Origin of the sequence: Bremerella cremea (assembly GCF_039541315.1) — a bacterium.
In the GTDB taxonomy this organism is placed as follows: domain Bacteria; phylum Planctomycetota; class Planctomycetia; order Pirellulales; family Pirellulaceae; genus Bremerella; species Bremerella cremea.
Window position 1 is genome coordinate 190049 of sequence record NZ_BAABFZ010000003.1, and the last position, 12199, is coordinate 202247.

8 protein-coding genes are annotated in these 12199 nt (G+C 56.6%); 4 read left to right on the top strand and 4 right to left on the bottom strand.

All coding sequences use genetic code 11. From position 1 onward, the window contains the following. The first annotated feature begins 74 nt into the window (after positions 1 to 74). Together cls and ABD890_RS03055 are read left to right on the top strand one after the other, a co-directional pair. Positions 75 to 1511, top strand: a complete 1437-nt coding sequence (cls, locus tag ABD890_RS03050) for a cardiolipin synthase (RefSeq protein WP_345085751.1) — start codon at positions 75 to 77, stop codon at positions 1509 to 1511. A gap of 160 nt (positions 1512 to 1671) precedes the next feature. Beyond that, positions 1672 to 3423 (top strand): hypothetical protein, encoded by a 1752-nt coding sequence (locus ABD890_RS03055; RefSeq protein ID WP_345085753.1) that lies wholly within the window; start codon positions 1672 to 1674, stop codon positions 3421 to 3423. Between the two features lie 19 nt (positions 3424 to 3442). Here ABD890_RS03055 and ABD890_RS03060 read toward each other — a convergent pair whose 3' ends face one another. Next, positions 3443 to 6880 (bottom strand): protein kinase domain-containing protein, encoded by a 3438-nt coding sequence (locus ABD890_RS03060; RefSeq protein ID WP_345085755.1) that lies wholly within the window; start codon positions 6878 to 6880, stop codon positions 3443 to 3445. A 169-nt stretch (positions 6881 to 7049) separates the two neighbouring features. After that, positions 7050 to 8147, bottom strand: a complete 1098-nt coding sequence (locus ABD890_RS03065; protein ID WP_345085757.1) for an FHA domain-containing protein — start codon at positions 8145 to 8147, stop codon at positions 7050 to 7052. A 361-nt stretch (positions 8148 to 8508) separates the two neighbouring features. On the opposite strand from ABD890_RS03065, the gene ABD890_RS03070 reads away from it, so the two are divergent. Next, on the top strand, positions 8509 to 9756 hold the full coding sequence (locus ABD890_RS03070) for a CBS domain-containing protein (protein ID WP_345085759.1): 1248 nt from the start codon (positions 8509 to 8511) through the stop codon (positions 9754 to 9756). A gap of 171 nt (positions 9757 to 9927) precedes the next feature. Here ABD890_RS03070 and ABD890_RS03075 read toward each other — a convergent pair whose 3' ends face one another. Further along, on the bottom strand, positions 9928 to 11247 hold the full coding sequence (locus tag ABD890_RS03075) for an ATP-binding protein (protein WP_345085760.1): 1320 nt from the start codon (positions 11245 to 11247) through the stop codon (positions 9928 to 9930). A gap of 351 nt (positions 11248 to 11598) precedes the next feature. Between ABD890_RS03075 and ABD890_RS03080 the strand changes: the two genes are divergently transcribed. Further along, positions 11599 to 11793, top strand: coding sequence for a hypothetical protein (locus ABD890_RS03080; protein WP_345085762.1), 195 nt, complete (start codon positions 11599 to 11601; stop codon positions 11791 to 11793). 78 nt (positions 11794 to 11871) lie between these two features. Here the strand turns inward: ABD890_RS03080 and ABD890_RS03085 are convergent, their stop codons facing one another. Then, entirely contained in the window at positions 11872 to 12051 is a 180-nt protein-coding gene (locus tag ABD890_RS03085) for a hypothetical protein (RefSeq protein ID WP_345085764.1), read from the bottom strand. Between the last annotated feature and the right edge of the window lie 148 nt (positions 12052 to 12199).

Below are 12199 nucleotides of genomic sequence, written 5' to 3' on the forward strand. Positions count from 1 at the left end.
GATCCGTCCGAAGTCCCATCATCGCAAATGCGGCCCTAACAGCAAATGAGGGTCGCCCATAGGAATTGAATCCCTTGTTGGACCTTCAATCGTTAACCATCGTCAGCGTTCTGGTGACCATCACGCATATTCTGGGGCTTTTTGCCGCGATCGATGCGATTATGAAGGCCCGGACTTCGCAAGGCGCGATTGCGTGGCTATTGCTGCTGGTCCTGGTGCCCTACGTTTCGTTGCCATTTTATTGGATCTTTGGTCGCAGCAAATTTCAGGGCTACGTCAACACGCGGCGGATCCGTAGCTTGAACATGAAAGAGCACACCCAGACTTTTCGCGCGGTTGATCCGAAGATGGTCGCCGATTTTGAATCGCGTCCTTCGATGATGGTGCTCGAACGATTGGCCGATTTCCCGTACACGCACTCCAATTCGATTCGCCTGCTGGTCAACGGCGAGGCCACCTTCGACGCGATTTACGAAGCGATTTCCAACGCCAAAGAATATGTCCTCTTCCAAACGTACATTTTCCGTGAGGACGGGCTAGGTGAACGCTTCCGCGAGTTGCTGGTTCGGAAGGCGAAGGAAGGGGTCGGCATCTACTTTTTGTACGACGAAATCGGCAGCTATCAACTGACGCGTCGGTTTCTGAACCACCTTCGCGAAGAAGGCATCCACGTCCGGGCCTTCCACACGACTCGCGGCAAAGGGAATCGCTTTCAGCTCAACTTCCGGAACCATCGCAAGATTGTCGTGGTGGACGGTCACTTGGCCGCGGTCGGGGGACACAACTTCGGCGACGAATATCTCGGGCTGTCTCCCAAGATTGGTCCTTGGCGAGACACGCACATCATCATTCAAGGCCCTGCCGTGCAAGCGGTGCAGTGGTCGTTCCTGGAAGACTGGTACTGGGCAGCTGGCGAAACCCCGGAAGTGAATTGGACCGAAGCTCCCGCCACGGATGCCGACGAAGTCGCGGTCGTTGTGCCGATGGGCCCCGCCGACACGATCGAAACGTGCGGTTTGTTCTTCGTGCATGCCATCAATTCGGCCCGCAAACGGATCTGGATCGCTTCCCCTTACTTTGTGCCTGACAAGCAAGTCATCTGTGCCTTGCAGCTAGCAGCACTTCGTGGCTGCGACGTTCGGATCATGCTTCCAGAGCGGCCCGACCATTTGCTGGTTTACCTATCTAGCTTCCACTTTATCTATGAAACGGCAATCGCGGACCGGATCCGGTTCTACCGCTATCAGCCTGGCTTTTTGCATCAGAAGGTCCTGCTGGTCGACGACGAAATTGCCGCGGTCGGTACCGCCAATCTCGATAACCGCTCGTTCCGCTTGAACTTCGAGATCATGGTGGCGGTGGTTAGTACCGACTTCGCCAAGTCGGTGGAAGAGATGCTGCTGGCAGACTTCGAGCACTGCTGCGAAGTCGATCCGAACGAAATCCAGCGCCGGTCGTTCTGGTTCCAGTTGGCGGTCAGCGGATCGCGATTGATGTCGCCGATCCAATAGGCTGCTAGCGGCAGTACCATCCGCAAGATCGGCAAAGTTTACTTAACCGGAACCAGTCTGGTGACCGAAAACGAAAAGGACGCTTTGTCCATTTCGGTTCGGGGCATGGCGTCTTGCTCGAAACCTGTGGACCTGCCACATAGCCCAGCGGACGAATATCATGCCAGCAGCCCCTCGCCCCAGCTTCCTCGCGACTCTCACCCTCGCGACGACCGTCAGCGTGACTGGTTGCATCTTCCCGTTTACCCGCGGCAACGACTCGAAGCTCGACGAAATCGTCGCCGCCGAGTCCGCACCCGAACCCGAAATCGCCGGCGCTCCGAAGGCCAACCAGCCCAAGAAACTGCCACCATTCGCGCGGTTTATCGGAGGGATGTTCGGCAAGAAGAGCGAACCGGAAGCTCCCCCCACTGTCGAAGCACCAATCGCTGAGATGCCTGCCCAGGCCTCGCCCGCCCCGAGCATTGTTCCTCCGGCTCAAAAGCATGCCGCGGAAGTTCGCCCGGCCGAACAACTAGTTGGTAACCCAGCCGCACCGTCCGCTCCAGTGAAAACCCCAATGCCGCAACTGCCCGAGATTGTCTCGGCACCACCGCAGCAAACACCAGCCGCCCAGCCTGACGTGGTCAGCAGCTTCAGCCAGAAGGCAACGCAGCAAATGGCTTCCACACCGGCCGCCGCCCCGACATCGACACCGGTTGTCCAGCCTCGGCCTGAACTGATGTCCGGCTCGACGCAGGAAGTTGCCAAGCAGCAACTGGAAAACTACACCAACACACCATGGGCCGACAAAGCGTTGCTCGACAAAGCGACCAAGAGTAATTCGAGCTCGTCGCCTACGCTGACCAATTCGTTGAACCTGGCACTCGAAAACGTTCGCCGCGAACGTGAATCTGGTGCTTCGGCCGAGCCAGCGCCAGAAGCGAAGGCGCCGTTGATGGCCAGCACGCCGACGCAAACAACGCCAGTGCAAACCACTCCGACCGCTCAGATCGCGACGCCTGCTTTGGAAGAATCGACCCAAGTGGCCTCGAACCCGCTGCGATCGACCCGCCGCAAGACCGACTGGTCGGGCAGTTCACTCCGTTCGGCCACGCCAGCAACGATTGTCAATAACTTGACCGCCACCGAGGCCGAACCAGCCGTTCCCGAGCCAGCGAAGCCTCAAGCGACGATGTCGCCGACCGATCTTGTCGCGGCCGAACGCCCGCCGGTTACGCCGTCGATGACGGTCAATCCGTACTCGATAGAAGCGAAGCCAGCGGAGGTCCCTTCTCCGGCAGAAGTACCGCAGATGATGGCCAATGCTTCGTCTACCAAGCCGCAGATCGCCCAGGGCAAACCGGTCTCGACCGATGTGATCCACTTCCAATCGTCGGTGCTTCGCAAATTGCAGGCAGCCAACGGATCGGCCGTGTGGGAATTCAAGCAGCCGGCAGTTCCGACCGAAGTCGCCGCGGCACCTAAACAAGCAGAACCATCGTTGCCACAGATTATGAACGGGGAAGAAGCAAACGAGCCGACGCCATCGCTGGCGGCTACGACGGCCGAGCCAGCCCGTCAGCCGGAGCGTGTCGCTGCGTTAGAACCGATTCAGCAACAGCCGCTGCCGCAAGTTGCCCAGCCTGTGCGTGCACCGCAGCCACAATCTGCTGCGGTATCAGCTCCGATCCAGCCACCTGCGGCTCCAATCAAGCCGTTCGTAATCGAGACGCAAGATCCTGCCAGCGTTGCTCGATCTGCGGTCGTTCGCCCCGCCGAACAAGCTCCACAGTTCTACGGTAGCGGGGCAGGGGAGCCACGAGCGCTGCCACCTGCAAGCCAGCCAGGTTTGCCACCAGTGATTCGCGCGAACGACTACCAGTCGCAGGCCCCGTCGACTTCCGGCACCAAGACTTATATCGTGCAGTAAGAGTCACAGGGCCGAACGATTACAGATCGGCCCAGTCAATATCGGCACGGGTCAAAAGACGATCAGCAACCGGCACGTAGTCTGGCCGGTTCTCGATCAGCAGTCGCGCTGCGTCTCGCAGTGGTATGTTGCCGGCCGATTCCATCCAGATCACCTTGGGCAGCTTCGTCCCTAACGGCGAACTGCCGGCCAGGTGCGGAGCGGATGCGGTCGCTGTGCCGTTTTCGGCAACGGATTCCGGCAGGAACATTAGCCGCGAGACGGTCGGGCCCAACTGGGTCAGTCGGCACTCAGAAGCGGTCACACGCTGCTTCCAGTCGGGACCTTCTTCCATCGAATTGAGGAACTGACTTTCGTTGCCTTCTTCACTTGCGCAACGACGAGCCAGATCTTTGCCGCAATCGAGCATCACGCCGATCAGCTTGTTGATGCCGTTGCGATCTTCATGGAGCAAATGGCACAAGCCGCCATGGTCCGCATTCAAGATGTCGTCGATGTTCCGTTCCAGCAGCAGAAGCTTCTCGAGGAACTTCGGATCTTCGATCACCGACTGATCGTCGATGGCCAGGTGTTCACGCACTTCGGTTTCGGCCATTTCCAGGCTGACCACCGTTTGCTTGATCCACATGTTGTCTCGCATGATCGCCGTTCGCAGATGCTGGAAGACCTGGCAGGTCGCCAACACCATCACGCTGTGGGTTCGCAGCAACGCATAGTTGAGCCACAACGACCGCATCTCCGGCAGGGTCATCCCCTGTTCTTTTCCTTGATAGCCACGTTTCGTCGATCGCTGCATCACGGGGAAGAGTGCCGTGCGGACCTTCTCGATTTCGACATCCGTCCGTTGCCCCATTGCCCGAGCCTTTTCTTCCAGTTCGGCCAGGCGGGCATCGACCGTGGAGGCCAACTGTTTGACGCCCCGCACGCGGAAGGTGGGCTCGTTAAGGATCGAATGAATCTGCTCGAGTATCGTCGTTTCGTAGTGCTTCGCGATCTCGCGAATGTGCGGAGCAATCTCGGTATGCAACGACACGGCGATCAGTTTGCCAGGCTCAGCTTCCATATTCGAAGCGCCAATCAGTTGATCGAGCGAATCGAGCACATGAAACGTCATTTCGGCCGAGGTCGGCGGAATCCGCGAACTGCCCATTTCGTTGATGAAGCGGCCGATCGTTTCGTTGAAATAGTCTTCAGCCGAAGCGCCGATTTCATCCTCGACGACTTGCGTCACCATATCGATCACGGTTTCCAGGCGGAATTCAGCATCCTGGAAGATCTTGGCGGTCCGCATATCCAGGATGCGGGCATACTGCTCGGCCCGAGCCGATACCTGTTGATCGTTGTCGTTCAGATGGGCCAGTTTCCGTTGCTCTTGATTGCCATTGGAGGTACCGTGCCAGCGTTTGAGCAGTTCCATTGCATAGCGAGCAGCCGCCAGGTCGAGGTGACCGCTCGAGCAGAGTGGCTTGCCGGCGAACGCCCATGACGACACCGCGGGACCAATGTTCTCGGTACCGGTTTCGGCCTGACGAGCACGCTGAGCGACTTCGCGACCTTCGTACACATTCATATACAGCAGGTCGGCAATGTCGTTGATTTCAACGGGAATGTTGCGAGTTTCCGCCTGGCGTCCGGTTTCAAACAGCGTGATCTGCTGGCTGATCTTTTCAGTCCAGCTTTGCGGCGGAATCTTGGTGATTACATCGCCTGGGTACGCGCCGGTGATCTGGAAGTGGAGGAGTTCCCGCAGGCAAGCATACGTATTGCATCGAGCCAGGTCCTGCTGTTCGACACCGTTAGGCGTGGCATGAATGAGCCACAGCGAAACGTCGTCGACGCTGCCACCATGTTCCTGGACGACTTCCTGGGCGAGGGCGAATGCGTCCCACACCATGCCACTTCCGGTTCCGCCGCTGCTGCTCATGACGAGCACCACGCGCGGCTTTCCTTTCCACGAATAGTTCTCACTGCGTGGATCGATGTTCCGCTGGGCGCCATAGATCGCGTCCGACACGGCGGCACGTAACTGCTCTCGCAGGCGGCTAGCATGGTCGGCGAAGGCAAGACGCCCCAAAGGACGCATCCCTTCGGTCTTGAGCGACAAGGGAATGTTATAGAGCCAACGGCGACTCATCGACTTGGTCAACTGTCGCGATAGATTTCGATACGCCTGGGGACGACGCAGCGGCATTTCCACAGTGGCCAAGGATGGCGTTGGCGACGCGGCACCGATCATACCGGTGCTGTGCATCAGGTCGCTCGTATCGGTATCTACCGCGACACATTGGCACCAATGCTGTTCCGCTTGGGTGCCGACCAGTTCCAAGCGACGATCGACGACGTGTCGCACGATTCGGTTGCCCAAACCGCCGATCCCGACGATCACGCTCGGACGAAGTTCTCGCTGGGTGCGATCATCCGCGACGGGAGGCATGACGTCCTGCTTGCGCGGCTTGATGTCTTCCCAGACACTGCTTTGACGAGCCTGCCACTGGCGGCTGTCGCGGTCCATGCGGATCGTTTCCGGATCGGAAACCATGCCGGCACCATCGACTACGCTCGACTTGGTGTCGTTGCAGTTAATCGTTTTGGTGTCGGTCTTCGACGATTCGTCCTGACCAACGGTTCGAATCTGGGGCAGATGCGCGGCGCTGTCGGCAGCGATCAGCGCTTTCACCATTTCGGCACAGTTGCGATATCGCTCGTGCGGCTTTTTGGCGAGAGCCTTGGACAGGATGTCGCGATCGCGCGGTGGCAGGGTGTTGAGACGCGGCGGACTGTTGAGATGTTGTGCGGTGAGTTGGGCCAGGTTACGACCAGGGAAGGGGAGTGTGCCGGTCAGCATTTCCTGATAGACGATCGCCAGGCTGTACTGGTCGCTTTGACGCGATGGCTGATCGTTGAACACTTCGGGAGACGCGTACAGAGGAGTCAATCCAGCCATCATCGAGGCGGTGACATCCTGAATGCTTTTCACCAGGCCAAAATCGGCCACTTTAGCATGCGTGCCGACGATCAGCAGGTTTTCTGGTTTAACGTCGAGATGCTGCAGCGAGTGCACCTCGGTCATATAGTCCAACGCTTCCGCCGAGTCCGCGAGATACTGCAATAGTTCGTCGCGAGGAATGCCCGGCATTCCTTCTTTGCGGCAGATGTCGAAGCGATCTTTTAAACAGCAATCGGCCAGTTCAGTCACAACGACCAACTGGGCATCGATCACTTCAATTCGTTCTAGCGAAAGAAGAAAAGGATGACGGAGGTTTTTGATTCGGTTAAGAGCCTTCAGCTCGCGCGAAGCCCGAGCCTCGTCATGAAAGCCGAAGACCAGCTTGACGGCCTTGGAGAGCCCGCCCGGTGCATCTGCCCGCCAGACTTCGCCGTAGCCACCGGCTCCGATTCGTTGTACGAGTCGGTATCCGTCTACCTCTCGTACTGTGGCACTTGTCTCGATCGACACGATTCAGGACCTTATTCCGGGTCTGCGATTGCGATCATCGCAAGGAAATACCCAAGTGTTTATAGGCACGCAAAACTGCGTTCAGCTTTCGCAATAAACCTCGTCCGAAAATATTCGAACGAGGTGTCGGGGGCGGACATCTTGTCGCAATTGAAAATCAGGCAGATCACTAGGCCGGTACACGCACAATCGCGTTGAAGCCCATCTGTTGCAGTGCCTGATCTTCCGGTGCGGTTGGACTGGCCACGGCAAATGCCTGGCAGCCGCTCGCGCCAACTTCCTTAATGAACTCTTGAATGCTGTTGCCAACCGCCGGGCTACGCGAAGCAGCCGACAGGGCACTCGCTGAAATCCCTACCATCGAAACCTGCTCGCAGACTTCGGTGACGATAGGCTGTTTGACTTGTTCAATACCGACGGCAGCCAGGTGAACACCCATCGCGCACAGGTCTTCAACCAGCGGATTGCCCGCGAGATTGTCTTTCCACAACTCGCACGATCCCCCGAGTAGAATCATGAGTTCTGGGCCGAACTTGGTACGCATCCAACCGACGGTCTCTAGCAGATCAGGCCGCTGCAGATCGGCCTGATCTACTTCCAACACGAGCAAGCCTCCTGCGGTAGGCCGCTCCATGAGTGAGAACATGGCGGAAACGTGCTGCAACATTCGCAGCGGTTTCTCGAGTACGAGTGAGTTTTTGAGTAGCTTGGTTTCTTCGTGGGCCTGGTAGGCCTTGCGGAACAAGGGACACCAGTGGCCAATCGTCTGCTGCGAGGCGAGTGACTGAACGGTCAACAGCCCAGGGTCGATCCGATTCAAACCCGACCATTGATTGACAGTCCGCAGGGCTTGAATAAGTACTTGTGGATCTTCTACTTCAGATGCGGCCTGCAATCGGTCTTCCATCTGCAGCGTGACCGTTTCACGCGAGGTGGCCGAAGCCGGGCAGTGGAAGTCGAATTCGAAGTCGGCGATCGATACGGTATCGCCATCGACCAATACGTGCTCGGTGATTTGTTCGCCGTTGACGTAGACGCCATTGGTGCTGCGCAAATCGCGAATCAGATAGCCGGTCCCATGCCGTACTACTTCGGCATGTTCGCGCGATACGCGCCCCGACTCGACGGTCAGATTGCACGTCGCATTCCGCCCGATGATGAACGGAAATTCGTCGATTACTGTTTTGTTGGACCGCCCCGTGGATTGATCGAGGAACTCGAGAAAGATCGAGTCGTTCCCAATTTTCGGAAGCAACTGCGTCTGCATGCGTCCTACCTTCGTGCTGGCTTCGTCTCTGTTGCCGATCGAGCAGTCAAACCTGCTACTCCGGCGGGATAAGATCTTGGGAAAAGTCGCCGCGTTGCGCCGTCACCGCCGCCCCGCGAAGGTCTGCGGAAAAGTCATACCCATCTCAAACGTAGGTCAAACTTGTTCTGCGTGATGGCGAATTCTTTTAGAGAGAATCGCAAAATTTCCCGGCAGAGGGGGACGCCTCTTCAGAAAAACAGAAATCTAAGCACTTTGTCCCGCTTTCCCCTCGCGGTCGTGACCTATGTTTTCGATGAGGCGCATCGCACCACATGCGTCCCCATGCATGAATTCTCTTCTACGGGTAGCAGGTAGATCCATGGTAACACGTGCGTTACGGGTAGTTGTCGTATCGGAAGACCGCCAACATCTACGCGATTGTTTCGACTTCTTCGTGGCTTGCGGCTACGAAGTGCAAACCCGTTGCGATGCGACCTATCACGAATCAGATACGTCTTCCAAAAACGATGTCTTAATCTACGATCATAAAAGTGGTCAAAACACTGTTTCTCGCGGGAATATCTTCAAAATCGCGATCGTCCCCCCCAGTGCCCCCAACCTTGTTCAAGACGCAATTACCGCCGGGGCTGACGATGTCGTCCTGAAACCAGTGACGCCTGCCAAGCTGTTGGTTCGCGTGCGAGCCGCCGCGGCGATCCTGGAAGCTCGTGTTGCCATTTCGCAACAATTCGGACGTGATCCTCATAACACATACCCTGGCGAAGGTGCATTTCTGGGAACGCTGCAGAACACGATCGAACAAATCACGCAGCATCACATGTGTGTCTGTGCGGTGATGTTTGCGGTCTCGAATCGCAACTCGCCACGTTACGCCCCTTGGCTGGCAGAACTGGAAGCAACCGCGCTGCCTGACTCGCGGCTCTTTGAACTTCCTGGCCAACGAGTTGCCGTGGTGACCGCGGCAACCTCTCCCGAACAAGTCTCTGGGTGGGCCGCCGAATTGATGGCTCAAGCTTCCGTTCGCGATACCACGCATGCCGATCAAAAGCCGCTGGAAGTATGCGGTAGTTTCGTCAGCACACGCAGCGATTCGACATCGAGCCAGCAAATGGCTTTGGTACTGGGAGATCGCTTGAACCTGGCCTTGAGCCTCGGCGAAGGACTGCTGATCGACGATGCCCTGGAAAACCAATGGCTACCACAGCATCCGACCGGAAGCATCTTCGACGGCATGAGTGCCCAGGACATCATGCGCCCGACCACAATTCACCTGGCCGATCAGGACACCGTCGCCCAGGCCCTCGAAAAGATGCGGCTTTGGAACGCGGAGATCGTCCCGGTCTTTCACCAGGATGGCTCGCCATGCGGGTTGATTCGTACGGATGACCTGATGGAACAAGAGGACACGCAGCAGGCCATCGGCCGCTATTGCCTGCCCAACGTACCGCAGGTTCGCTGCGATTCCACCTTCGATGAATTCGTCGCCTTATTCTCTTCGCATGACTCGTCGTGGCTGCAAGTCACACGCGACGGCGTGCCGGTCGGCGTGATCCACTGCGACGACCTGACATCGATGAACAGCCCTGTGATGGTCGCCTTGCCATAGCCATCCAGGCAGCACAACTAGATGCTTTGCGGACGACTCGCCGCACAAAATATGGGAGAGGTCAGCCTCTCCCGTTTTTGTTTCTTGCTGACCATCATCAAGGCACAAAAGAAGACCTCAGGCCATGCGAACCCAAGGTCTTCGTCTGAATCAATTCGCTGGTGGACCAGCCTAGTCGTTACCGGCGACCACGGTGAAGTAGCTTCCGACCACCAGGTCGAAATACTCCGGTCGCATTTCCATGGGGAAGCCTTTGTAGACGCAGTAGTTGCGAATCTGCGTCAGCAAATCGCGCGGCTGGCAACGACGCAGCGGCCGATTGGTCGGAACGTAGTGATTGTCGATCAGATGCTTGATCGAGTCCTCGTCGTAGCGGCAATTAAACTGCCGCGAGAATATCTCGAACAGCTTGTGGAACTCCTCTTGCGAGGCATCTTCCACTTCAATCTTGTAGGGGATACGACGCAGAAACGCATCGTCCGTCAGGTCGGAAGGCTCGAGGTTCGTCGAGAAAATAATCAACTGCTCGAACGGGACCTGAATCTTCTTACCGTTGGGCAGTGCCAGGTAGTCGACACGATTTTCGAGAGGGACGATCCAACGGTTGAGTAATTCCTGGGGCTGCATTCGCTGACGACCAAAGTCGTCGATCAGCAGGCTGCCGCAATTGCTCTTCATCTGTAGCGGTGCTTCACAGATGTTGTTGATTGGATCGAAGCGAATTTCCAGGCTGTCCATCGTCAGTTCACCACCCACCACGACGGTTGGCCGGCGAATCTTCACCCAGCGATGATCGAAGTTATCGGCCTTGATGATGCTGTTTTCTTCCACATCGACCGCTTCGTGGAAGGCAGAGTCGTACAACTTAACGAACTGCCCATCTTCAACGATCGTGCGTGGAATCCAGATTTCCTGGCCATAACAAGCGGTAATACGCTTAGCCAGCGTCGTCTTGCCATTGCCGGGGGCACCGTAAAGAAAGAGGCCAGCCCCAGAGTTCACTGCCGGCCCCAACCGATCAAAGAGGCCTGGTTCGACCGAGAGCCCTTCGAATGCTCGCTGCAGGTCTTCTTCCCGTGGCGTTTCGTTACGTACCGACTGGGCTTCGACTGAAGTGATGTAATCGTCCAGCGATACCGGTGCTGGTCCGAAGTAGGCACACGACTGCATATAGGTCTGGCCGCGGCTACGTCCTTGGTCGGTCAAGGTATAGGTGTAGTCGTTCAGCGGTGCGGAACCACAGTGCGTGATCAACTGGCGGGTACGCAGCGAAGTAAGGATTCCTTCGACCACACCAAACGGCAAACAGATGTGTTCGGCCGTCTTGCGCCCACTCATCGAACCGATGTTCAGATAGAGCTTCAGGATGATCGATTCGACCAATGTTTGTGATAACTGAGTGTCCTCTAGAGTTTTTGGTTCCTCGGGACGGAACCCATCATCTGCTAGCAAAGCTGCCAAAAGGCCTGTTTTCAGTTCGCTACCAGCCATCGTATATATCTTTCGCAAGGATCTTCAGGAGGGATAACTGGCCGTAGTATTGGGCGCAGTCTCTGCGAAAGCTTAGGCCGAAAAGGTCTATTTAGCCGGTAGAAACAACCGTTTCAGCCTATTTTTCATATTTCTGGCGAGGGGGTAGAAACCGCTAGCGCCAGGGCTATTCAAGGGAAAACAACTATATCCCCTCGAATTGTTCGCGCTAGCATTCAACATGTGGTGTCTTATGACCTAGGCTTGACCCTGTGACGATAATAACACATGCAACAAGCTCGCAGGTTCATATTTCTTGCCGAGCGGATTCATGGTAGGTTCTGCAAAACAAACCTTCACGCGAGTCGATCCATGGCCAACGAAAAAGCCAAGTTGTTGTTAGAAAACGCGACCAATTACTTCGAACGCATCTCCGCGGTGCAGTCGGCCCTACAATTGGGGATGCCGATGGAAGATATCGAAGACTATATGGACTGGCTGCGATTGCTTCGCGCGGAACATTGCCAGATGGCGACCGCTGGGTCGACTGAAAGTTCCGGCAACTAACAGCCACCAGGTCTGCGCTCAGAGATTACGCACAGGGTAGAGTTTGCCGCCTGAGGGCTTCTTTTCTGCACCTACTTCTTACTGCTCGAGCTTCTTGAGCATCTCGATCGCTTGACGGGCATTCTGCATTCCACCGATGCGTTGAATGAACAATTGGACGCCCAACAGTTCGCTTGGTGATAGCAGGTCTTGCCCGAACTCCAACAGGATTTCTAGCTCGTGGGCAGGCAGGTGTTCAATCTCGACTCTTGACAGCATGGAAGTATCCGATCCGTGTCCAAATCCTTTTCGTTGACTACGAGGGTTTGTATCGGAACGAAATCGATTTGTTCTTAGGGCTCGCCGGTCGCCGGAGGCCGGGAAAGGTCAGATTCTCGAATTGCAATACACACTTTTCGGATTGACC

What these genes read in the sequence shown, in the direction of transcription:
- ABD890_RS03055 (WP_345085753.1), top strand. Translation starts at nt 1,672, where the DNA reads ATGCCAGCAGCCCCTCGCCCCAGCTTCCTCGCGACTCTCACCCTCGCG.
- ABD890_RS03065 (WP_345085757.1), bottom strand. Translation starts at nt 8,147, where the DNA reads ATGCAGACGCAGTTGCTTCCGAAAATTGGGAACGACTCGATCTTTCTC.
- ABD890_RS03070 (WP_345085759.1), top strand. Translation starts at nt 8,509, where the DNA reads ATGGTAACACGTGCGTTACGGGTAGTTGTCGTATCGGAAGACCGCCAA.
- ABD890_RS03075 (WP_345085760.1), bottom strand. Translation starts at nt 11,247, where the DNA reads ATGGCTGGTAGCGAACTGAAAACAGGCCTTTTGGCAGCTTTGCTAGCA.
- ABD890_RS03080 (WP_345085762.1), top strand. Translation starts at nt 11,599, where the DNA reads ATGGCCAACGAAAAAGCCAAGTTGTTGTTAGAAAACGCGACCAATTAC.
- ABD890_RS03085 (WP_345085764.1), bottom strand. Translation starts at nt 12,051, where the DNA reads ATGCTGTCAAGAGTCGAGATTGAACACCTGCCTGCCCACGAGCTAGAA.